General features: G+C 63.4%; 22 protein-coding genes, 1 tRNA gene and 1 pseudogene. 9 read left to right on the top strand and 15 right to left on the bottom strand.

All coding sequences use genetic code 11. The annotated features are described in order from the left end of the window. Positions 1-21 precede the first annotated feature (21 nt). The 4 genes from AB0N72_RS10940 to zapE are packed head-to-tail and all read left to right on the top strand — an operon-like array spanning position 22 to position 3135. Entirely contained in the window at positions 22-537 is a 516-nt protein-coding gene (locus AB0N72_RS10940; protein WP_363930435.1) for an Lrp/AsnC family transcriptional regulator, read from the top strand. Positions 538-556: 19 nt separating this feature from the next. Further along, complete coding sequence (locus AB0N72_RS10935; RefSeq protein ID WP_363930434.1) at positions 557-982, top strand: DUF1761 domain-containing protein; 426 nt, start codon at positions 557-559, stop codon at positions 980-982. A 9-nt stretch (positions 983-991) separates the two neighbouring features. Continuing rightward, the gene (gene corA, locus AB0N72_RS10930) at positions 992-1987 is read left to right on the top strand and encodes a magnesium/cobalt transporter CorA (RefSeq protein WP_363930433.1); all 996 of its coding nucleotides are present in this window, start codon (positions 992-994) and stop codon (positions 1985-1987) included. Beyond that, positions 1984-3135, top strand: a complete 1152-nt coding sequence (gene zapE, locus AB0N72_RS10925) for a cell division protein ZapE (RefSeq protein WP_363930432.1) — start codon at positions 1984-1986, stop codon at positions 3133-3135. The genes corA and zapE overlap by 4 nt, the downstream gene beginning before the upstream one ends. 33 nt (positions 3136-3168) lie before the next feature. On the opposite strand, the gene AB0N72_RS10920 is transcribed toward zapE, so the two are convergent. From AB0N72_RS10920 to AB0N72_RS10890, 7 genes and pseudogenes are all read right to left on the bottom strand, one after another. Beyond that, positions 3169-3699, bottom strand: a complete 531-nt coding sequence (locus tag AB0N72_RS10920; protein ID WP_363930431.1) for a ferritin — start codon at positions 3697-3699, stop codon at positions 3169-3171. 52 nt (positions 3700-3751) lie between these two features. Further along, positions 3752-4123: a fluoride efflux transporter CrcB gene (gene crcB, locus AB0N72_RS10915; RefSeq protein WP_363930430.1), complete on the bottom strand. Its 372-nt coding sequence runs from the start codon at positions 4121-4123 to the stop codon at positions 3752-3754. Further along, positions 4120-4563 carry a CrcB family protein gene (locus AB0N72_RS10910; RefSeq protein WP_363930429.1) on the bottom strand — a complete coding sequence of 148 codons (444 nt, stop codon included), beginning with the start codon at positions 4561-4563 and terminating at the stop codon, positions 4120-4122. Before AB0N72_RS10910 ends, crcB begins: the two co-directional genes overlap by 4 nt. Then, complete coding sequence (locus AB0N72_RS10905) at positions 4550-5080, bottom strand: universal stress protein (protein ID WP_363930428.1); 531 nt, start codon at positions 5078-5080, stop codon at positions 4550-4552. The genes AB0N72_RS10910 and AB0N72_RS10905 overlap by 14 nt, the downstream gene beginning before the upstream one ends. A 75-nt stretch (positions 5081-5155) precedes the next feature. Then, positions 5156-6868 carry an AarF/UbiB family protein gene (locus AB0N72_RS10900; protein WP_363930427.1) on the bottom strand — a complete coding sequence of 571 codons (1713 nt, stop codon included), beginning with the start codon at positions 6866-6868 and terminating at the stop codon, positions 5156-5158. Between the two features lie 3 nt (positions 6869-6871). Continuing rightward, entirely contained in the window at positions 6872-7414 is a 543-nt protein-coding gene (locus AB0N72_RS10895) for a PadR family transcriptional regulator (RefSeq protein ID WP_363930426.1), read from the bottom strand. An 81-nt stretch (positions 7415-7495) separates the two neighbouring features. Beyond that, positions 7496-7645 (bottom strand): annotated as a pseudogene (locus AB0N72_RS10890) (transcription initiation protein); the annotation flags it as partial. Between the two features lie 183 nt (positions 7646-7828). On the opposite strand from AB0N72_RS10890, the gene AB0N72_RS10885 reads away from it, so the two are divergent. After that, the gene (locus AB0N72_RS10885; RefSeq protein WP_363930425.1) at positions 7829-8488 is read left to right on the top strand and encodes a DedA family protein; all 660 of its coding nucleotides are present in this window, start codon (positions 7829-7831) and stop codon (positions 8486-8488) included. On the opposite strand, the gene AB0N72_RS10880 is transcribed toward AB0N72_RS10885, so the two are convergent. After that, positions 8471-9865, bottom strand: a complete 1395-nt coding sequence (locus AB0N72_RS10880) for an MFS transporter (protein ID WP_363930757.1) — start codon at positions 9863-9865, stop codon at positions 8471-8473. The genes AB0N72_RS10885 and AB0N72_RS10880 overlap by 18 nt on opposite strands. Before the next feature lie 235 nt (positions 9866-10100). Between AB0N72_RS10880 and AB0N72_RS10875 the strand changes: the two genes are divergently transcribed. Next, positions 10101-10979: a helix-turn-helix transcriptional regulator gene (locus tag AB0N72_RS10875; protein WP_363930424.1), complete on the top strand. Its 879-nt coding sequence runs from the start codon at positions 10101-10103 to the stop codon at positions 10977-10979. 15 nt (positions 10980-10994) lie between these two features. Here AB0N72_RS10875 and AB0N72_RS10870 read toward each other — a convergent pair. The 5 genes from AB0N72_RS10870 to galU form a co-directional block, all read right to left on the bottom strand. After that, positions 10995-11067 (bottom strand) — tRNA-Ala (locus AB0N72_RS10870). A 36-nt stretch (positions 11068-11103) separates the two neighbouring features. After that, positions 11104-11904, bottom strand: coding sequence for an NAD(P)H-binding protein (locus tag AB0N72_RS10865; RefSeq protein ID WP_363930423.1), 801 nt, complete (start codon positions 11902-11904; stop codon positions 11104-11106). A gap of 6 nt (positions 11905-11910) precedes the next feature. After that, a complete protein-coding gene (locus AB0N72_RS10860; RefSeq protein ID WP_363930756.1) occupies positions 11911-12792 on the bottom strand; it encodes a hypothetical protein in 882 nt (293 codons plus the stop codon). 130 nt (positions 12793-12922) lie between these two features. After that, positions 12923-13549, bottom strand: a complete 627-nt coding sequence (locus AB0N72_RS10855) for a GNAT family protein (protein WP_363930422.1) — start codon at positions 13547-13549, stop codon at positions 12923-12925. Positions 13550-13554: 5 nt separating this feature from the next. Beyond that, a complete protein-coding gene (gene galU, locus AB0N72_RS10850) occupies positions 13555-14460 on the bottom strand; it encodes a UTP--glucose-1-phosphate uridylyltransferase GalU (RefSeq protein ID WP_363930421.1) in 906 nt (301 codons plus the stop codon). 128 nt (positions 14461-14588) lie between these two features. On the opposite strand from galU, the gene AB0N72_RS10845 reads away from it, so the two are divergent. From AB0N72_RS10845 to AB0N72_RS10835, 3 genes are all read left to right on the top strand, one after another. Further along, positions 14589-15191: a 5-formyltetrahydrofolate cyclo-ligase gene (locus tag AB0N72_RS10845; protein WP_363930420.1), complete on the top strand. Its 603-nt coding sequence runs from the start codon at positions 14589-14591 to the stop codon at positions 15189-15191. Between the two features lie 164 nt (positions 15192-15355). Next, positions 15356-15628 carry an FmdB family zinc ribbon protein gene (locus tag AB0N72_RS10840; protein WP_363930419.1) on the top strand — a complete coding sequence of 91 codons (273 nt, stop codon included), beginning with the start codon at positions 15356-15358 and terminating at the stop codon, positions 15626-15628. A gap of 71 nt (positions 15629-15699) precedes the next feature. Next, positions 15700-16488, top strand: coding sequence for an RcpC/CpaB family pilus assembly protein (locus AB0N72_RS10835; protein ID WP_363930418.1), 789 nt, complete (start codon positions 15700-15702; stop codon positions 16486-16488). A gap of 14 nt (positions 16489-16502) precedes the next feature. Here AB0N72_RS10835 and AB0N72_RS10830 read toward each other — a convergent pair whose 3' ends face one another. Beyond that, positions 16503-20675, bottom strand: a complete 4173-nt coding sequence (locus tag AB0N72_RS10830) for a DUF4011 domain-containing protein (protein ID WP_363930417.1) — start codon at positions 20673-20675, stop codon at positions 16503-16505. Between the two features lie 161 nt (positions 20676-20836). After that, complete coding sequence (gene guaA, locus AB0N72_RS10825) at positions 20837-22426, bottom strand: glutamine-hydrolyzing GMP synthase (protein WP_363930416.1); 1590 nt, start codon at positions 22424-22426, stop codon at positions 20837-20839. Positions 22427-22444 lie beyond the last annotated feature (18 nt).

The raw sequence follows: 22444 nt of genomic DNA, 5'->3' as shown, positions 1-22444 counted from the left end.
CGAGTGATCCGGAGTGACCATTTGAACACCCTCGACTCCATGGACCTTAAGATCCTTCTGGAGCTCATCAAGGACCCCCGCATCCAGATCGCCGAATTGAGCGACGCATTGGGCATCGCACGGAATACCGCCCAAAGCCGGCTTAAGCGCCTGCTCCGCACCGGCGTACTCCAGGCCGCCGGGCGAGAGGTGGACCTCGAAAAGGTGGGTTACGACGTCGTCGCTTTCGTCACGATTGAAGTCACCCACCGCGAACTCGACGGCGTCATTGGCGCCTTGCGCCTCATCCCCCAGGTCCTTGAAGTGCATGAAATTTCAGGGCGCGGAGATCTGTGGTGCCGCGTGGTGGCGACCGATACCCACAACCTGCAGTCCGCACTGCGCTCTGTCCTTAGGACCAAGGGGGTCATCAGGACCGAAACGGTGCTGGCCCTCCACACGCACATTCCGTACCGCACGGAACCACTTATTGGCAGGATGGCCGCAGCGCCAACACGGAGCAGGAACGATACCCAGAGCCCCGGGGCGGAGGCCTGAACGAACTAGGATCTTAGGCATGGATTGGCTCTCACACATCTCGCAGATCAACTGGATCGCCGTACTTCTGGCCTTCGTTTCAAGCATGGTGATCGGTTTCCTCTGGTACATGCCGGCCGTACTTGGACGCAGGTGGATGCAGGCAATCGGCAAGACCGAGGACGATCTTAAGAACATCGAAGGCGGCGCTGGGATCTGGGTGCCCATGATGCTCGCAGCCGCAGTGACCAGCATCCTCCTGGCCATCCTGGTCAGCGCGCTGGAGCTCAACACCTTCTGGGCAGCCGGCGTCTTCGCCCTGATCCTGTCGGTGGTGTTCCGCGCAGGAGGCCACGTGATCCACAACGGCTTCGCAGGGCGCCCGTCTGCCGTGACGGTGATCGATTCGGGCCACGACATCGTCGCCATGACTGTTGCGGGCGCCATCATCGGGGCCATGCAGTAGCGTTCAACTGTGACCATTATCGACAACGCCGTTTACGTGGACGGCGTCCGCACAGCCACCCCGCACAGCCTCGAGCAAACCTTCGAGACCTTGGCCGAACATGGCGGCATGGCCTGGATCGGCCTCTATCGTCCCACCCAGGAAGAGATGGCTGCGGTGGCCCGGGAGTTCGGCCTGCACCGGCTCGCTGTGGAGGACGCCGTCTCTGCTCACCAGCGACCCAAGATTGAACGCTACGACAGCAACCTCTTCACCGTCCTGCGGCCGGCGAGGTACCTGGATGACACCGAATCCGTGGAGTTCGGGGAACTGCACATCTTCACTGGCGCCAACTTCGTGGTGACCATCCGCCACGCTGAAACCGGCGGAGTCGCCCGTGTCCGCCACAGGTTGGAAGCCCGGCCGGATCTGCTGTGCCACGGTCCGGAAGCAGTGCTCTACGCGCTCCTGGACCAGGTGGTGGACGACTACGCGCCAGTCGTGGCCGGCCTGGAGAACGACATCGACGAAATCGAAGACCAGCTCTTCAGCGGCGACAGCACCGTATCCAGGAGGATCTACGAACTCGCCCGCGAAGTGATCCAGTTCCAGCGGGCCATCCAACCCCTCCCCGACGTCATGTCGCTTCTGGAGAAGGGCTTTGAGAAGTATGGCGTCGACATCGAGTTGCAGCGCTCGCTCCGCGATGTCGAAGACCACGTCCAGCGCGTCATCTCCCGGGTGAACTCTTTCAGGGACCTGCTGCAGAACGCGTTGACGTTGGATGGCACGCTGACCGCCAACCGGCAAAACGAGGCCAGTGCCGCCCAAAATGAGCAGGTCAAGAAGATCTCCTCCTGGGCTGCCATCCTCTTCGCGCCATCGTTCGTGGCCGGCGTTTATGGGATGAACTTCGACCATATGCCCGAGCTCCACTGGGCCTTCGGCTACCCCATGGCCATTGGCCTCATGGTAGGCGCGGCACTGCTCATGTACCTGATCTTCAAGCGCAAAGGGTGGCTGTGACGCCTCTCTTGAGGCCCACTCCGCGGGCTGCCCGGGACACTGCCCGGGCATTGCTCCAACGAATAAACCACGACGCCGGGCACTCAGGTTTCGTACTCGAAGACAGCCAGCAGCAAGCAGCCGCACGGTTGGCGGCCTTGGGCGCGGAGGTGACGGTCCGGCGTCGGACTCTTTCCCGGAAAGTACCGCGGGGCCTCTATCTCCACGGACCGGTGGGACGCGGAAAGACCTGGCTGATGGACAGCTTCTTTGCGCAGCTGGAGGTCCGCAAGCGGCGGGTCCATTTCCACGACTTCTTCCGCAAGCTCCACGTGGGAACCCATGAATCCAGTGCTGGCACCGCGACGGCCATCCAGCAGTCGGTGGATGCGCTCCTGGACGGCATCGATGTCCTCTGCTTTGACGAGTTCCACGTCCATGATGTTGGTGACGGCATGTTCATTGCCCGTCTCCTGCGCACCGCCGCGCAGCGCCGCATTCCCTTGGCGGTCACCTCGAACTACGCCCCTGACGATCTTCTGCCCAATCCCCTCTGGCACGACCATTTCCTGCCCACCATCGAGGCGATCAAGGAGATGATGGACATTGTGAAGATCGATGGTTCGGAGGATTTCCGTCGCTTCCCCGCCGCAGGGTCCACCCCGCCCCAAGGTTTCGAATCCTTCCGGGCAGGACGCATCGTGACGCCCGGCACGCCCCGGCAGCTTGGGCGCCTGGGCCTGTTCATCCCGTCAGCCTCACAAAGCCGGGTGCTGACTCCCACCACCCAGCCGATCGTCGTCAAGAACTCAGATCCCGACCTCCTCTGGGTTTCCTTCGAGGAGTTGTGCGGGGGCCTGACGTCGACGTCGGACTATCTGGCGTTGGCAGAAACGTTCACTACCTGGGTGATCGACGGCGTCCCCTCACCTGCGGAGGCCACCGCAGCATCCGCGCCGGCCTGGCAACGGTTCAGCAACGTGGTGGACGTGCTGCACGATCAGGACATCACCTTGTTCCTCATTGGCCGCGGTCCCCTGGATTGGGACGTGGAGGCCGCGGGCAGCGGCCTCCCGGTGGACCTCGCCCGCATCGCAAGCCGCCTGTCCTTGCTTGGCCGCTCCCACCAGGACGACGACCCGACACGCGAAGAGGTCGCCGGAAGCTGAGCTTCCGACGACCTCTCGATGAAGTTGTTGCGTCTAGATGGCGCCGCCGGCCGCGGAGGGGGCGCTGGCGTCGTGTCCGCCGTCGCCAACTGCTTCGCGTGCCACATAGTTTTCAATGTCGAACAAGTTCTCAGCGCGCTCGGTGATGTTGAGCAATGTGGTCATGGAGGCGACCTCTTCAACCTGCTCCTTCAGGAACCACAGCATGAACTGCTCACCGAGTGCGTCGCCCTCGGCGCGGGCAGCACGGAACATCTCCTCAATGTTGCGCGTAACTTCCTTCTCCTGCTCGAGGGCCAGCGCGATCGGCTCCTTGGCGTTGGTGAAGTTGTTCCGCACAGGTGCGATGCCCGGGATTTCCACGTGCACGTTGCGGTCCAGCATGTACTGCACCATCATCATGGCGTGGTTGCGTTCCTCCAGGGACTGCCGGTAGAAGTGCCGGGCAAGCTGCGGCAAGTCTTCACCGTCAAAGTACACAGCCACGGCGATGTACTGCTGGGAGGCTGCAAACTCATTGGCAACCTGGGCGGACAACAGTTCATTGAAAGTCTTGTTAGCCATGGCTCGATCCTACAACCGGGGCAATGCGTCCCTTGGTGAGCTTCGCCACAGCTCACGGCAGGAGAGCAGTGAGCCCCATCCCGGCAGCGGCGGCGAAGACGCTGGCGGCCATTGATCCCAATCCGTTGAGGAGCGCCAGCCCCGTCCTGCCGCTTTGGATCAACCGGATAGTCTCCAGGCTCGCAGTGCTGAACGTTGTGTAGCCGCCAAGGAAACCGGTGCCCAGAACAAGGTACGCTGACTCGGGCGCCGCGCCGCGCATCATCAACCCTGCCAGGAAACCGAGGACCAGGGAACCGGAAACATTGATGAGAATGGTGGCCCACGGAAGTGCGGTCTTCAGCTTGGAACGGATGAAACCATCCAGCATGAACCTGGCGGTTGCGCCCACTCCCCCGGCCAGGCCCAGCAGGAGTACCGTCACGATACCCTCCGTGAGGTGAACCTGTGATGCCACGCTCCCAGCCATATTCCTGTGATGGTGGCAACGGCACCACCCAGAAGGCTCGCGGCCAGGTAGCCCACAGCTGCAGGAACCGCATTCGCAGCGAGTAGGTGCACAGCGTCCACCGCCAAAGTGCTGTAGGTGGTGTAGGCGCCCAGGAACCCCGTACCCAACGCGAGCCGCACCACCCGGCGACTTCCGACGTCGGGCCCCCTGCGGGAGAGGCCCTCCAGAACAGCGCCGAGCGCCAACGCCCCGGTAAGGTTGATGACCAAGGTGGGCAGGGGCCAGGCATCAGGTGCGGGAATCACCAGCCCCATGCCGTAACGTGTCATCGCCCCCAGCACTCCTCCTGCGGCAACGATCCCCATGAATCCCCAGTGCAGGTGTATCGGGCGTTTGGCGTTACCCGTCGTCATCGTTCTCCGGAACCCGTGGGTTCACGGGGACCACCAACACTGGGCGGCTCTGCCTGTGAAACAGATGGCGTGCCACGGAACCGGCCGTGACTTCCTTGAGCGTGGCCGTTAAGCCATGTCCTCGGGTACCCACCACAATCATGGACGCACCAATCTCCTGGGCCTCGCGGGCCAAGGCTTTGGCAGGCTCTCCCGCCAGCGGCACTACGGTCCATTGGAGGTCGGTGCCCTGAAGTTGTCCGGCAATGGTTTCGGACAACTTTTCGAGGGTTTCGCCGGCTTGGTCGTCGTCGCCGTCAAGACCGTCAGGATCAATCGGAGCGGCCGGTCCTCCAGTGGTTCCGTCCACAGGGTAAACAGTGACATCGGCGTAGGCGAACACGAGAGGCAGTTCCCCGCGGGCAGCCACCAACGCTGCTTGCTCCACCACTGCCGGGTGCTGCCCCGGCATGACTCCTACCAGAAGCGGTCCGTTCATGCCGCCGGATACCTCACGGCGGGCGGGGGTCTCAGTCACAGGGCAATTCTACGGCGCCCCAGATCAATGGCTGCTTCCGCCCGATGGCTGTGTCCGCTCAATGGCCGCGTCGACTCAATGGCTGCGCCCGCGTCCCGTCAGCATCGCTCCAAGCAAAGGGACCAAGGAGACCACCATCAGCACATTGCCGAGCACCTCGTCGCCGCCCCGGACCACGGAACCTGCGATCAGCAGGGCCCCGAACATCAATGCCGCCACTGCCGCCCGTGCCAGCCGAATGAGGCGCGCCAATTGGCGTTCCATCCGACGGTTGGATACTTGCAGCGAGCCATCCTCTACACGGGTGATCAGCGCATCAACCCGTTTTGGCAGGCGAAAAGCCAGCGTCGCGGCGTCGATTGCCTGGGCGGTGATGTCACTGACCAGGTTGCCGCGCTCATCACGAAGCAGCTGTGCCGCATACGGCTCTACGGAATCCCAGAGATTGAACCGGGCATCCAGGGAACTGCAGACTCCGGATGTCAGGGACATGGCACGGATGACAAGCAGGAAGTTCTCGGGTAGCTGGAAAGGCAGTGAGCGGATGACGCTTCCGAATTCAACCGCGAAATCGCGGAACTCCCGTTGGTCCACATCACGCAACTCGGCAAAGCCCATGCCTCCAAAGCGTGCAAAAAGCTGGGTCATGGCCCGTTCCAGTTCGGCGGTGTCGGCCGAGGGCATCAGGACTCCGACATCGCTGATGGCGGAGACCAGTCCTTTTCCGTCCCGGGCAGCTGCCGCGATCAGGAGCTTCCGAAGTCCGGATCTGGTCTTGGGTGGAACCTCACCCATCATCCCGAAGTCGATGAAGGTCAATTTCCAAGGATGCTCCGACGTTCCGGCGTTGGGCGTGACGAAGATGTTGCCGGGGTGCGGGTCAGCGTGGAAGAAGCCATTGGAGAACAGCTGGTCAAACATCACGGACGCAAAGACGGGTGCGACAGCCGAGGGATCGATACCGGCCAAACGCAGCGCGTCAGCATCAGTGATTTTGATGGCAGTGACGTCTTCGAGTGTGAGTACACGGCGCGTGGTCCGCTCCCACACCACCCCCGGTACCGTCACCCGGGGGTCGTGGGCAAAGTCGGCGGCGAACCGCTCGGAATTCGCTGCTTCGTTAAGGTAATCGATCTCCTCCAGGCTGGTCTGGGCGAACTCCTTGATCAACGCGGGGACGTCCGCCCGGTTGGACACGATACGGATTCGGCTAAGCCACCCTCCAACCTTCCGCAGCGCGGCCAGGTCGGTATCGACAATGGTGTTGATACCTGGCCGCTGGACTTTGAACACCACGCTGCTCAGGCCGGTATCTTCCGCGTTGCCCGGCAGGAGCTTGGCGCGGTGGGCCTGCCCGAGGGAGGCGGCAGCAATGGGCGCCTCCTCAATCGAGGCAAACACCGACTCCAGGGGCGCCCCCAATTCTGCCTCTGCAAGCTTGCGGATGGCCGGAAACGGAACGGGTGGCACTTCATCCTGCAGGCCTTCCAGCTCCGCGGTGATTTCCGGAGGCAGGACGTCGAGCCGGGAGGACATGAACTGGCCCACTTTGATCATCAGGCCGCCAAGTTCGACCGCCAGCTGGTGGAAGCGTTGGGCAAAACGCCTCATGCGCCGGGAACGACTGCGTTCAGTAAGCCGCCGCAGGCCCAGCCGCGGCAGGAAAAGCTCAAACCACCATGTCACCGCAAGATGCCAAGCGGCGAACCGGAGGATGCGGCGGTAGCGGGCGCTGGCGCCCACAGCGGCTGGGGTGTGCTGTGCCTGATCGAGTCGAACCGACGTCACCCTTTAGTCCTTGGCGAGGATCGAGTACAGCCGACGGCGGGCCTCGGCCAGCACCGCCACCGCTTCCTGCACCTGCTGGGGCGTCCCGGTCCGGCCCACCTGGGCTGCGGCCTGGGCGAGTTCCACCCCGGCCTTGGGCAACGCCGCGAACCCCGGCCCCGACGAAGCACCCACTGAGCCCCACGGCGCGGACGTCTCGGAACTGGCCACGTCTTCCCTGCCGGCCTCGGTCAGTGAATAGATTTTGCGTCCACTGGATTCCTCCGAACTGACGAACCCCTCATCCGAGAGCAGTTGCAGCGTGGGGTACACCGAACCCGCGCTGGGCTTCCAATTTCCGCCACTGCGCTCCTCGATCTCCCGGATGATCTGGTAGCCGTGCATGGGGCGTTCGGCCAGGAGGGCAAGAATGGCTGTCCTCAACTCGCCGCGGCCCGCCCTACTGCCGGCGCGCTTCTCAAACCGTGATCGAAACTCTTCCACGGCTTGCCACATGCCGTCGAAGTTGTTGCCCATGAATCCGCTGGAAGGAAATGAATTGTGCATCAAGCTCACCTCTGGAGGTTGCGAACGATACTGAACGATATAGTCAACGATATAGCCGGTTCGGAGCCAAGACAATGGGAATCAGCTGGCAGGATCGTACTGAAAGGCCCTGACCTCCTGCGCACAACGGCAGGCTGCGGCAATCCTGGCAGCCCATTCCAGCGCAGCGTCGTAAGTGGGCAACTCCAAGACGGAATAGCCACCTTCAAGCTGCGTCGTCTGAGGGTATGTTCGATGCTCCTTCTGGCACGGCAGGGTGTCCTATTCATCCTTGTCGATCCCCCGGGGCCCGCAAAGAGCATGGCTTGGCGTTGGGATTCGGGCTGCAAGGCTCAGCGCACATGGGGCTGCTTTGCCCGATAGGGCTCATGGCAATAGCGTTTACGGTGGCGAAGTCAATGAGAGGGCGAAGAGTTGATCAGTGTACTGAGAGCCCAAGGTTCGACCGAAGAATTGACCGGCCTTGTGGGGATCGCCGCCCAGGTGATCGATGCCCTGGGCGAATGGGGTGTAGGCCTGATGACGTTCCTGGAGACCGTATTTCCCCCAATCCCCAGCGAGGTAATACTGCCACTGGCGGGATTCCTCACCCAGCAGGGAAGCATGAACGTCGTCTTGGTGTTCGCCACCAGCACCCTCGGCGCATACGCAGGCGCGTTGTTCTTGTACTGGCTCGGCTTAAAGGTGGGCCTGGAGAGGTCCATCACGCTGCTATCGAAGCTACCCCTGGTTGACAGGGAGGACTTCGAGAAAGCCTCCTCATGGTTCGAACGCCACGGCAAGTCGGCGATCTTCTTTGGCAGGCTGCTGCCCGGTGTGCGCAGTCTCATTTCCTTGCCCGCCGGTGCGGAACGGATGAACCTCGTGACGTTCTCCATCTTCACAATTGCCGGAGCCGGCCTCTGGAACGCCGTGCTGATCGGTCTGGGGGCATTGCTCGGCACCCAGTATCACCTGATCGACCAGTACTCGCGGTTCCTCAATTACGCGGTGTACGCGGCCGTGGCGGTTTTCGTGGGCTGGCTCGTTGTTCGGAGCGTCAGGCGCAGGAGGAAGTCAGCCGATCGCCGGTAACCGGGACGGTTTCGGTAGGAACACTGCAACCAACAGGGCCGTCACCAGGCACAGCCCGGCGTTGACCCAAATGGCGGTGGTCACGCCGCTGAGCACCGCAGGGGCTTCGTGGTTGCCGAGGACAAGAACACGCGCGGTGAAAATCGCGCTCATCACCGGTATGCCCATGGTGATTCCTATCTGCTGGCTCATCGTTGCCAGTCCCGTGGCCAACCCCTGCTCGGCATCGGGCAGGCCGGACGTTGCCGTGACCATGAAACCGACAATGACCACGAGGTTCGCGACACCCCCGATGACCGTTGCCACCAAGAGCAGGCCGATGGACGCAGGATCAGTACTGAGCAGCACCAGCAGGCCCGTGGCAATGGCTTGGACAATGAATCCGTAAACGATCGCCTTCTTGTTCCCGAACTTGCCGATGACCTTGGGCCCAAGGATGCCGCCCAAGACAGTACCGACACCCAGGACAGCGAAGGCCAGGCCAGCACCGAGAGGCGTATAGCCCAAGACCTGCTGCAGGTACAGGGTCAGGAGGAAAACCAAGGACGTCTCCGTGACGAACGCCAGGATGCCCGCGATATTCCCCCACGCCACAGTGGACCGCTTCAGGATGTCCAGCGGCACCAGGGGTGACGCGGCACGGCGCTCGACGGCCACGAACACCCCAAAGAGCACGACGGCGGTCCCAAGGGAAGCCAGCGTCAGCGGATCGCTCCACGAGTGCTCAGCGGCGTGGGTGAGTCCGAAGACCAAAGCCAGAAGACCCAGCGTTACCGTGATGGCACCCGGCACATCCAAGCGCAGCTTGGTGGCCGGCTTGCTCTCCCGCAGCACCATCGGACCGATGATGAGCACCGCAAGGGCCACCGGAACATTGATCAGGAAAGCCCATCTCCAGCTGAGCAGGTCGGTCAGGAGCCCGCCAAGGATGGCACCCGTGGTGAATCCTGCGGCCATAAGGGAACCGTTGAGGCCCAGCGCCTTGTCCCTCAGCGGTCCTTCCTGAAACGAGGCAAGCAGCAGGGATAGCGCGGCCGGCACCACGATGGCAGTCGCAATGCCTTGACCCACGCGGGCAATCAGCAGCACCGCTGGCGCGGCCGCCAGACCACCGGCCAGCGAGGCTGCACCGAGCAGGGCCATCCCAAGGAGGAACAGCCTGCGGCGTCCCGCAATATCTGCGACACGCCCAAACAGTAACGTGAGCCCGGCGGCGCACAAGGCAAACGCCGTCGCGATCCATTGGAGGTTCTCCAGGCTGAAGCCGACATCGGCCCCAATCGCCGGGAGTGCGACGTTGAGGATGGAGAAATCCACTGCGAGCGTGAAACTGGCCGCCAGCAGGACGACGAGCGCAAAACGTTGCCGAACGGTCATGCGTTCCGGGGATTGGCTTCCATGGATGGTTTGGGCAGACGGTGGGCCGCCGGTTCCAGTGGTGACGTCCTGGTACGAAGTCATGGATGTTGTCCTCTTGTGTGGTGGTGCCCGCTGACATGAGCAGCGTCTGAACCTCCACTGTCACGGATCGCTCCGGCATCAACCACACCCCCTCCTGCCTATCACTGGCAGGGACAGGACAGCACCCCTGAGGACCGGCAGAATGGAGACCATGGGTAATCAAAGCGAACTTGGGGAGTTCCTTCGCGTCCGGCGGGCTGCGCTGAAGCCGGAGGATGTCGGCCTCCTCAACTATGGAATCCGCCGCGTCCCCGGACTCCGCCGGGAAGAACTGGCGATGCTCGCAGGGGTCAGCAGCACGTACTACACCCGCCTTGAGCAGGGCCACAGCAACAATGCCTCCGAGGCCATCATTGACGCGATCGCCCGGGCCTTGAACCTGAACACGGATGAGCGCGCGCATCTGTTCAACCTTGCACGTCCAGCCACTGCCAAACGGCGGGCGGCCACGAAGCCGGACAAAGCACGGCCCGGGACCCTGCGCCTGATCCAGTCGATGCCCAACACACCTGCGGTCGTTCTGGGGCGCCGGAGTGAGGTGTTGGCATGGAACCGGGTCGGTCACCGGCTTGTTGCCGGTCATCTGGATTTCGCTGCGCCCCGAACGCCATCCACCCGGCCGAACATGACCCGGCTTTTGTTCCTCGACGCCCACACCCGCGAGCTGTACACGCACTGGCGCGAGGAAGCTGCCCGCGCTGTGTCATCGCTTCGGCTGGTTGCCGGACGGTCCACTGATGACCCGGAATTGACCTCGTTGGTGGGCGAGCTCACCATGGCCAGCGAAGAATTCGCCAAACTTTGGGCGCGCCATCCGGTTGAAAACTGCATGTCCGGGCTGAAATACATGCATCACCCCGAGGTCGGACGCCTCGAACTCCATTTCGAGGTCCTCACCCCTCCGGACGAATCGGGCCACCGGATTCTCATGTACGCAGCCGACCCAGGATCTCCCGCGGCAGAGGCGCTTCAACTGCTGGCGTCGAACGAGGCGTGCGAGGCCGTGGAGACAGTCGGGCACCGGATTTGAACGTCGAACAAATTGTGGAGCTAAGGAGATTCGAACTCCTGACCTCTTCGATGCGAACGAAGCGCTCTACCAACTGAGCTATAGCCCCTGGATCCGGTATCCCGCCCCGGCCAGTGTCCCTAGGCTACAAACTTTCCCGGCGCTTTTCCAACCACGACACGAACGTCTCCGTCCCAACAGCGTCGGCCGGACTCAGGTTATGGCCGGAGCGCAGGAACGCCCCCATGCTCCCGGGCAGCGGCACGCTGACAATCATGCCCCGGGCACCCGTCACAGCCTTCCAGGCCTCGGCCATTGCCCGCATGGGGACCGCCTCTGGACCGCCCACCGTCCGTGCATGATGCCTCGAAGGGAGCTGGACAGCCAAGGCTTCCTCCAGCAATACGGCAGCGACGTCGGCCGGAGCGATCGTCTGGAATCCGACACCCTTGAAGACAGGGATCAGACCGATACGGGCACCTGCAGCGAAGATCCCGGCAACCAAGCTATGGAACTGTGTTGCCCTGACCACCACGGTTTCCAGTGGGGCGCCCAGGTACCTGGCTTCCTTGTCCGCTTTCGAAGCGTAATAGGCGAAGTCGCTGAGATCACAGTTGATAATGGACAGCGCCACTGCCCTTCGGACACCGCCTGCGTGAGCGGCCACGAGAAGCCGTGCGCCGCCGTCGGCGAATTGCTTTTGGGCTTTCCCGAACTGCCCCTCAAGGCAGTCAATAACGACGTCGGCACCGGCCACAGCGGCCGCCAGGCCCTCACCTGTGGTGACGTCGCCGGCGAAGTAAGTGGCGCCGTCGTAATGGCCTGCAGAACCGGCGCCCGGGACATGGCGGCTAAGAACCGAAACCTGGTGCCCGGCATCCAACGCAAGCCGGACGACTTCGCGTCCCACCTGGCCCGTACCGCCGGCAACACAGATGGAATTCATGCCGCCTCAGGCGCGGCGTCGCTGCAGGACATCGTCCAGGTTGCTCAGGGCGCTTTGGCTCTTTGGCGTAGCTGCCGCTGCTTCAGCTTGTCCGGCAGCTTGCTTCAAGACCGGCTTGCCCACGGGTTTCGGCGCCTCAGGCAAGTCCAGCGGTTCAGGCGCGGGACGCTGGGCCTTCGCTGCGTCCACGTAGGTGGGCTTCGGAACCTCAACAGGCTGCCAGCTGGCACCTCTCGAGTCTTCGGCGACCTGGGCTGACTGGTCTCCGGCGGCAACCGCGACGGCCAACGCTGCCTGGCGCAGTTCCGCCGCCGACAAGCGGGCGGCTTCACGGCTGCTGGCCTCGGCATCAAAAACCGAAGTCTCTTTCGCCTCAGTACGAGGCTCTTTGGGCAGGTAGCGCGCAGGCGTAGGGATGGGCGACGCCTGTGCAGCGCGACGGGCGCGCCGTTCACGGAGGTCGCGGAGGGCCAGCTTCCGCAAAACCACGACGGCGACCACCGCACCAACCAGCGATACCAAAGGCAACCAGACGGATCCGGTGCCGAAAAGACGCAGAATTCCGGAAACCAGCGCTGTCACCAGCAGGACCAGCCCGGACACAGCCAGCGTGAGCCGCGCGTAGCGGATGGTAAACGGGGTTGTGGGCGGCTTGCCCGGAGACGACTCGACCACGGGGGATTCCTGGGGCGACGCCTGTGCTTTGCTGTGCATGGTCTCCATCGGTTTCTCCTGCTGAGGTGCCAAAGTCAGTACCACCCCTGCCTGCGGTTCGTCTGGTTCGTCGTCGAAAGCCTCTGCTGGAACAGCGGCCGCTTGGACTTGTTGGCGCCTGTTCCGCAGAACGTACGGCGCCACCCAGACCATCCACAGCGCGACAGTGACCACAAGTATCACTGAGCTGCTGAGAGGGAAGTCCACATTCAAAACCGTAGAAGCAAATCACCGGGGGTGGCGGCATTGCGGCCGGTGTGTCGTGGCCGAGTCCGCAAATGACTGGAGATAAGGCCGAAATGCCCTATGACCTGCCCGTTTGCCCTCTAAGCCACCTGTTCAGCAGACCCTCCGGGACTTCCTCCGACGTCAAGGCAAAAGAGCGGTGATCAGCCCACTGGCCATTGATGTGCAAATAGCGTTCCCGGTAGCCCTCGTCACGGAATCCGAGCTTCTCCACGACCCGCAGGCTTGGTCCGTTTTCTGGACGGATGTTGATCTCCATCCGGTGAAGGCCCAGCACGTTGAAGCAATGATCGGTGGCCATGGCCACGGCTGTGGGCGCGATGCCGCGCCCAGCACGGTCCTTGTCCACCCAATAGCCCAATGTGGCCATCATCGCCGATCCCCAGAGAATCGAGGAGACAGTAAGCTGCCCGACGATTGCGGGTTCGCGGGCTCCTGCAGTGCGTTCGACGATCACGAATGGCAGGGCAGTGGACTGGCGCGCCTGTTCATTGAGGGAACCCACCATTTGGCGATAGCTGGGGAGGCGGCCACCCGGGGCCGGGTTGGACGCCTCCCATGGCGCCAGCCAGTCACTGTTCCGGGAACGGACTTCCGACCATTCCCTCTTGTCGCGATAGCGGATGGGCCGAAGTGCCAGGTCTCCGCACTCCAGCGTTACCGGCCAGATCGCAGGGCCGTACATCCGTGTTACTGGGGAAGCGTGGCAGTGAAGTTCGGCAGCCACTCACGCAGCTCGGGACCGAGGTCCTCACGGTCGCAGGCCAGCTCAATGCAGGCCTTGAGGTAGCTCAGTTTGTCGCCGGTGTCGTAGCGACGGCCACGGAAGACCACGCCGTAGACGCCGTAGCCTTCACCTTCACCGGCGGCCAGGACCTCAAGGGCGTCGGTCAGCTGGATTTCCCCACCGCGGCCGGGTCCGGTCTGCTCCAGGACTTCAAAGACGGCCGGGTGCAGCACGTACCGGCCAATGACGGCAAGGTTGGACGGCGCCTCTTCGGGGGACGGCTTCTCCACCAGCTGCTTGATGCGTACGTATCCGTCTTCGCCGATGTCTTCGACGTCGGCGCAGCCGTAAGCGCTGATCTTGGAAGGCTCCACCTCGATCAAAGCAACGACGGAGCCGCCGGTCTTCTGCTGGACAGCGATCATTTCGCTGAGGAGGTCGTCACGGGCGTCGATAAGGTCATCACCCAGGAGGACGGCGAAGGGCTCGTGGCCCACGTGCTGCTTTGCACGCAAGACCGCGTGGCCGAGGCCGTTCGGGTCACCCTGACGGACGTAGTGGATGTCGCCGAGGTTGGTGGCGGATTGAATTGCTTCCAGCTTGGCGGTGTCGCCCTTTTCAGCCAGGGTTGCTTCAAGCGCCGGCACACGGTCAAAGTGGTCTTCCAGGGCGCGCTTGCTGCGTCCTGTAATCATGAGGACGTCGTGCAGGCCCACCTTGACCGCTTCTTCGACGACGTACTGGATGGCGGGCTTGTCGACCACAGGCAGCATTTCCTTCGGCATCGCCTTGGTGGCGGGAAGGAACCGGGTACCAAGACCCGCTGCGGGGATGACAGCCTTACGGACAGCGTTGTTATCGAGAGTCACCGGACTAATGTAACGGAAGGAACAGATCATCAGCTAAACCCCCCGCCGCGCAGGCCTCACATTTTCCTGCACGCTCAACACCAGGAAACAATTCCGCCAGACCGGACAAACCTCAGAATGGGACACAGATGGCATCGAAAGAAGACATCCGCCGCAGCCGGCGACTGTACAGAAGGGGTCTGACTCCCGAGCAGATCGCAGCAGCGGGCGGGGATATCGCCCGGCACGGAAGCGCATGGGCGAAGTCGGCAGCTTCCGGCGAACCGTCCGCGTTCGCGGTCTACGTCGGCGTGTCGTTCGAGCCGCCCACCATGCCGCTCCTTAAGGCGCTCCACGACGACGGCCATGAAGTCCTGCTTCCAGTGTGCGAGCCGGACCGGCAGTTGAGCTGGGTGTACTGGACCCCGTCCACGGTCTTCGTCCGGTCCGCTTATGCCCCCATAGACGAGCCTTTGGGAGAGCGGCTGGACAGTACGGTGGTTGCCTCCACGGCAGGCATCTTCATGCCGGCCACCGCTGTGGACCGGGACGGGAACAGGATTGGCCAGGGCGGCGGCTATTACGACCGGCTCCTCCAGGGCCTTGATGCTTCCGGCCAGCGGCCGCCCACCATCGCGGTAGTGTACGACGACGATCTGTTGCCTTCGGGCTCCATACCCGCCGAGGCTTTTGACCGCCCCGTGCGGGAAGTACTCACGCCCTCCGGCGTGGTGCGGCTTGGGGATGCGTAATCGTCTCTTGAAAGCTTGCGCCAGCTGGTGAGTTCCGGCACAAGTACTGGCATCAGCCGCGTGGACGGGTGATAGAATTGGCACTCAGGCCCTGGGACTGCTAATGCGGAAATGATCCGCTGCAGCGGAACAGGACCTGAACTTTGTCCTAAAGGAGGAACTCAGTGCCCACATACGCATATGCCTGCAAAGACTGTGACCATGCCTTCGACATCGTCCAGTCCTTCTCAGACAGCTCCCTGACAGAGTGCCCGGAGTGCCAGGGCACCCTGCGCAAGAAGTTCAACAGCGTGGGCGTCGTCTTTAAGGGTTCGGGTTTTTACCGCACCGACTCCCGCGATGCCAAGGGAAGCACAGTATCCGCTGCTCCTGCAGCAGCACCGGCCGCACCGGCGCCTTCGGCCACGCCAGCACCCGCGGCCGCAGCGGCAAGCTAGGCCCGCAGCTTTTTCCACATAGGCGGCCCGGCCCCTGTTAGGCGGCCGGGCACGCTGGCTACCGTGACTGAATGTCACATTCCTCCCGTAGCGCCCTCCTCGCACATGCCGAGCGGTCAGCCGGCAACGAATTCCCCCGGCCACTCAGGCAGCCGCACCACCCGCCGTCCCGTGGCCGCACTCCCCTGGGCTTGTCCCGGGCTGCTTCCCGCGGCGGGCTGCAACGCAGAACACCCGGAGCATGGATTTCCCGTAACCGGCGGCTCTTTGTTGCGCTGCTGCTCTGCGTCGCGGCAGGACTGGCGGTCCAGCAACTGACCCCGGCGTCCGTGGAACGTGTCAGCGTGGTTGTCGCAGCGCGCGATCTGCCCGCCGGTACCAGCCTGAAAGAGTCCGACTTCAGTACCGTGGCAGTTGCTCCCGAGTTGGCCATACCCGCCGCATTGAACGACGTTGGGGCGCTTGCGGGGCGCCAATTGGCTTCACCGCTGAACAAGGGGCAAACGCCCATGGATTCGGATCTCCTGGGCCCCGGGCTCCTGGTGGGCGCTCCTGCCGGTTCTGCTGCTGTTCCCCTTCGCATGGCCGATCCATCCTCCATCCAGCTGCTGTCGCCCGGCCAACTGGTGACCGTTGTCCTCACAGCTGCGGGATCCTACGACGAGTCCCGCCAAAGCCAGGTGCTGGCAGGCCCCGTCCCTGTCCTCTGGACTTCCGCGCAGGGCGGCAAGGCCGGCGAATGGCTCGGCACCAGTGACACCGAAGGGCTGGTTGTGGTGGCTGCCAGCCCCCAACAAGCAGAAAAGCTTGCCGGCGCATCCACGCAAGGCAAGCTTTTCTTTGTTTTGGTCAGCCCATGAAGCTTCTCAAGCAGTTAGCCCCAGTGCGGAGGCTTCTGCTCCTTCAACCACTGTTCGTGGTCGTAGCCGCCCTCGTCGCCCCATCTGCGGGGATCGTCCTCAGCGGCTTTCGTGGGGAGGATCCCGCCGGAGCTGTGCTTGGCAGTGGCCGCTTCGGTGGTCTTTTCCTCCGCCGCAGCGTCGCCGGATTCGACTGCGTCCACAGCGTCCGCCCCAGGGGCGTCGGTGGAGCCGTTTCCTTGTTCCGTCATTGGTGCTTCTTTCCTGTTCCCGGCCTGGTCCCGCGCGGTATCGGCGTCCTCCCCGGCCTGGTGAGCCGGTTCCGTGGCGGATGGGCGGTTAAACACTGGTTGCGCTTTCTCCAGGTTCAATTGTTCAACATCCATGTCCAGGAAGCCATGCTGCGGCGAGCCCGTGGACTTCGGGATGTGGTTTTCCAACCCCAGGTAGGAGCCAATGCGGTCTGCACAAGAGGACGGGTCAGTGAAGACCTCGATCGTCCACAGCGACATATAGCGCCACCCCATGCGCTCCAGCAGTTGTGGGCGCAAGCGGCTGCGTTCGCGGACACTCATGCGCCGATAGCGTTCCGTGCCATCGGATTCGATGGCCACAGGCGTGGGAATCTCAGCGCCTTCACGGCCGATGGTGTGAACCGGATCCGCTGCCGCGGCAATGTCCAGGACGCCATCGTAGAGGTGCCAGACACGGGCACCACGGGCACGCAGTCGCTCACCGAGATCAGCCACCAACGGGTCCTCGCCAAGCGCCTGCTCGCTGGCAACGGCACGGGAAGCCGGGGTTCCAAGGTTGCTGTTGCCAGAGAGTTCCCGGTCCAACAACTCGTAGAAGTCCACAGCTCCGTGCGCCAGTCGATCAAGGTCAAGGTCCTCGGGCCGGAAGCAGCTCAGGACATGCATGGAGCGCCGTGCCCTGGTCATCGCCAAGGCAAAGCGGTTACGCCCGCCTTCAGTGGACAGCGGGCCAAAGGAGTGCAGAGCCCGGCCGTGGGGCGTGCGTCCGTAACCGAGGGAGAAGATCACATGGTCCCGCACGAGGCCCTGCGCACGCTCAAGATCCACTACGCGGAAGGACTCTGGGCCGGCAGCAAAGAAGGACGACAGCAAAGGATGGTTGGGCAGTTGCAGCCTGATGGCCTCGCCGATCCTGGCAGCGTGGCGCAGGCTGGCCGTCACCACCGCCAGGCTGGTGCGCGGACGCAGCGTGGCGTGTTCGAAGACGAGGTCCACCACGCGGTTAACCTCGGCAGTGACCGATTCGACTCCCTCATGATCGGCTCCGGGAAGTCCGGTGCCGTCGGGAATGTACTCAACAAGGATCGAACGGTCCAGCCCCGTGACCGAGTTTCCGTCAGGCAACCGCTTCAGACCGCCGTCGTAATAATTCTTGCTCAGCTGCAGGATCAAGTCTTCGTCCACTGCGCGGTACACCCAGTTCAGCTGCCACGAGGGAAGGACCCTGGCCAAGGCTTTGTAGGCGCTTTCCACGGTCTCATGGCCTGCGACCCCGGCAACCGGCGGTTCGACGGCCACGCTGAAGGTGCGGGCATTGGCAATCTTCGCGTCGCCGAACGCAACCACCTGTTGCGCGCGGGCAATCGCAGGAAGGACTGCCTGCAAGGAGGTGGACTCGGCGTCGATGACCACGACGGCGTCAAACTTCTGCTCTGCAGGCAGGACGCCGGTCAGCAGGTACGGGCTGACGGACCATACGGGCACCAGCAGCGGCACCAGATCCGGGGCTTGGGCACTCAGGGCAGGCAACGTTACCCGGCCGTCCTTCAGCAAGGCACGCAACAACTCCGCCTGGCGCGGGTGGTCGAGAAGGCCCTGCCGCCATCTCTGGGCCAGCTGCCACCGGAGCCGTGCTGCGCCGCTGGCGATGTGGGCCTGGTCGGCGAGCCGGAACTCAGCTTCCAGGCGGCGCAGCGAGTCGCCGTCGGACATGGCGAGATAGTCATCACCGCTGATCATGGCCTCCAACGCGGACTGCCACCAGGCGAGGTCCAGTTCGGCGGCCACAGACGACGCCGGGACTTCCCGCTCGGCAAGGTCCGCCAAGAGCTCCCCGAGGCCGTGCTCGCGCATCTCCTCGATCAGGAGCGTGCGTTCCGGCAGGGTTTCAAGCGTGGCGGTGTCTGCCACAAGCCGTTCGAGGCGCTCCATGAGCTCCGTGTACGGCGTGCCGTGAAGCGAGCCACCGGCCGATGTGTGCTTGAGCGCCTCACCGAGCCGCCGGAGTTCCGTATCGAGTTCACGGTAGAGGGCGCCAAGGTCGGCCAGGCCCGAAGGAACTGCGGGATGCCGCTGGGTGGTGGCGTAACCGGCCCACAACGCGCGCTGTTCCTGGACCAGGACCAGGGAGCTGTGGAGGTCGGCGATATGGACGCCCGGCCGCACATACTCCTTGGCCACACGCCGCAGCCTGGATCGCTGCATGGAAGGCATCTCGATGTTCCGCTCGCGGCGCCACGCCGAACTGGCCGTCGCGGAGATGAGATCGTGTACCGGACGGTCAAAGATGTCAGGCGTGAACTTATCCAGGCTCTCCCGCACGGCGATCAACAGTTCGAGCTGGGCACCCCACTCCGTGAAGGTGTCGCCCAAACGGATCTCGGCGTGATCGGACACCTGCTTCATGCGGTCACGCAGCACCGGGAGTTTCTCCGCCGCCAACCGGGCAAGCTGCTGCGCTTCCTCGGTTTCCTTGCGGGTGACCAAGCGGGCACCGTACCAGGGGCTGGTGGTTGAAGCCCGGCTGAAACTGCCAAGTTCCGCGGCGCGACGAAGCCTGGCCGCCAGTTCCTCGCGGTCCTTGATGTTGTCCAGCACGCTGCGCTTCAGGCGCACGGTGGTGGAGGGCGAAGGGTGGATGGAGGTCAGTTCAGCGAGCGACTGCATGGCCTGGTACGGCGAGCAACCCCACCGTTCACGAACGTTATGCAGCGAGGCCACATGGTCCATGAGGGCGTGCCGATGCCCGATCAACGTCTGGTGGAGGTTGCCCAGCTGCGGCTCGAGGGCTTTCTCGTTACGCATGATGGCCCGGACCAGCTGGCCCTTGAGCTGCTGCGGCGTGGTTCCATTGCCGGGGCGGAAGAGAAGCGAATCAAGGCCCAGCGATTCCAAGTGCGCGGACAATCCAGCCAGGCTGGACTGCCTGTCCCCCACCACCAGGACTGATTTTCCTTCGCACACCAGAGCACCAATGGCATTGATGGCAGTCTGCGTCTGCCCGCTGCCCGGAGGCGTGCTGACAACAAGCGAGTCTCCGGCGCGTACGGCGTCCACCACGTACTGCTGGTCAGTGTCGGCGTCGAGCAGGAGCAGTTCATCGGCCGGATCACGGAGGTCCAGGCTGGGGAACCGGCCGGCCTTGATCGGTTCCGGTTCAATGTCACCGCCGTTGGCGGCAGTGGCCAGGGCCGCCACCGTGGGGTTGTTCAGGTTGATCCAAGGATCGTCCAGGTTGCCCGAGAGATCAGCCAAAGTGGTGACCAGGAGGTTGAACTCAACCTCGGCGCCGTGAATGGGCTGAACCAGGGTGGACAGGCGGTCCAGGACCGGTTGGGGATCCAGGCGTGCGGTGTTGTAGGCCATCCGGGCCACCGCGTTGACGTCGAAGACGATGCCGTGGACCGTCTTGAGATGACGTACCAACGCGGGGTTCATGCGCGCCTGCTCAGTGAGCTGGAGTTCGAAGTCGTCCTCGCCCGGCCGGACAGTCAGGACGATGGATGTGAGCATCACGGGCGCGGAGACACGCTGCGGTTTGCCACCTACGGCTGAGGTCCACACGACCGTTCCGGCGGACAGGTACCCGGCTTCGATGCCGCGATCATTGCTGAGCTCGAAAATTTTGGACCGTATGTTGCGCGCAGCCCGCGCCGCCACCAGATATTGCTGCCTGTCGCGGATAAGCGTGGACAACCTGGTCCTACGCCCCGCCAGCAGCTGTGCGAGGCCCGACGGGTGCGCGTTGCTGAGGTCAATGGCGCCTTCGGGCGTCTTGACGAAACGCAGCATAGTGTCTGCCCCGGTGACGGGTTTGAGACCAGACAGCCATTTGCGGAGCTCTTCGGAGCCCTCTTCCTGGCCTTGACCTACTGACACAACTTCTGCCTTCTTTTCTGTACTAGCTTTAGCAGCCTTGGACCATACCGGCATACTTTCGAGGGTAGCGGGAATCTACGGCCAGCCCCCTCCGCAACGCTGTTCCGACGCGAAATTGGCCCGTTTTCACAGCTTCCTGCCGATCGCGGGCCGCGTCGGAGCTTCGGGAAAAGCACAGTGGCCGGCCTCCCGAAGGAAGCCGGCCACTCAGAATGCTATTCCCACTCGATGGTTCCCGGTGGCTTGCTGGTGACGTCCAGCACCACGCGGTTCACGCCATCGACCTCGTTGGTGATGCGGTTTGAAATCCGAGCCAGGAGGTCGTAGGGCAGACGTGACCAGTCCGCGGTCATGGCGTCTTCCGAAGAAACCGGACGCAGGACGATGGGATGCCCGTAGGTACGGCCATCACCCTGGACGCCTACGCTGCGGACGTCGGCCAGGAGGACTACGGGCATCTGCCAAACGTCGTTGTCGAGCCCGGCGGCCGTGAGCTCAGCACGGGCGATGGCATCGGCCTTACGGAGCAGGTCAAGACGTTCCTTGGTCACTTCGCCCACGATCCGGATACCCAGTCCGGGACCCGGGAACGGCTGGCGGCCAACGATTTCCTGGGGCAGGCCGAGTTGCGCACCAACGGCACGGACCTCGTCCTTGAAGAGGGCACGCAGCGGCTCCACAAGCTCAAACTGCAGGTCCTCCGGGAGCCCACCGACGTTATGGTGGCTCTTGATGTTTGCTGCGCCCTCCCCGCCGCCTGATTCGACGACGTCCGGGTACAGCGTGCCTTGGACCAGGAACTTGATCTTTTCGCCTTCGGCGGCGGCTTGGGCGATGATGGCCCGCTCCGCTTCTTCGAAGGCACGGATGAATTCGCGGCCGATGATCTTGCGCTTGGTCTCAGGATCGCTGACGCCGGCAAGGGCAGACTGGAAGCGCTCCTGCTCGTTGGCAACGTACAGGTTGACACCGGTGGCTGCCACGAAGTCACGTTCGACCTGCTCGGCCTCGCCTTCACGAAGCAGGCCGTGGTCGACGAAGACACAGGTGAGCTGGTCGCCTACGGCGCGCTGGACAAGGGCTGCAGCGACAGCCGAGTCCACGCCGCCGGAAAGGCCGCAGATGACCTTGGAGTCACCAATCTGCTGGCGGATACGCTCCACCTGCTCTTCGAGGATGTTGCCCGTGGTCCAGTTGGGGCTCAGGCCCGCGCCCTTGAACAGGAAGTTCTCCAGGACGTGCTGGCCCAGGACAGAGTGCTTTACCTCCGGGTGCCACTGCACACCGTAGAGGCGCTTCTCATCGTTGGCGAAGGCAGCTACCGGGGCTCCCGCCGTCGTTGCCAGTACCTCGAAGCCCTCGGGTGCCTCGTGGACGGAGTCGCCGTGGCTCATCCAAGTGTTCTGGGATGCCGGGACGCCGTCGAGGATGGAACGTGCATCCCCCACGAGCAGCGCTTCGGTGGCGCCGTACTCCCGCAAGCCGGTCTGGGCCACCTTGCCACCCAGGGCGTTCGCCATGGCCTGGAACCCGTAGCAGATGCCGAAAACAGGAACCCCGGCCTCAAAGAGGTCGGCGCCTACGAACGGTGCGCCCTCTGCGTAAACGCTGGACGGTCCGCCGGAAAGGATGATGGCTGCCGGGTCTTTGGCCAGAAGCTGCTCGGTGGTGAAGGTGTGCGGAACAATTTCCGAATACACGTTTGCTTCACGGACGCGGCGGGCAATCAGCTGCGCGTACTGGGCACCGTAGTCAACAACCAGCACCGGCTTTTGGGAAGTCTGGGGTGCGGTGGGAGTAGTCACCAACCAAGACTACTTTGC

Source organism: Paenarthrobacter sp. NPDC089307 (assembly GCF_040685055.1).
In the GTDB taxonomy this organism is placed as follows: Bacteria; Actinomycetota; Actinomycetes; order Actinomycetales; family Micrococcaceae; genus Arthrobacter.
This window is presented reverse-complemented; position numbering and strand designations above follow the sequence as displayed.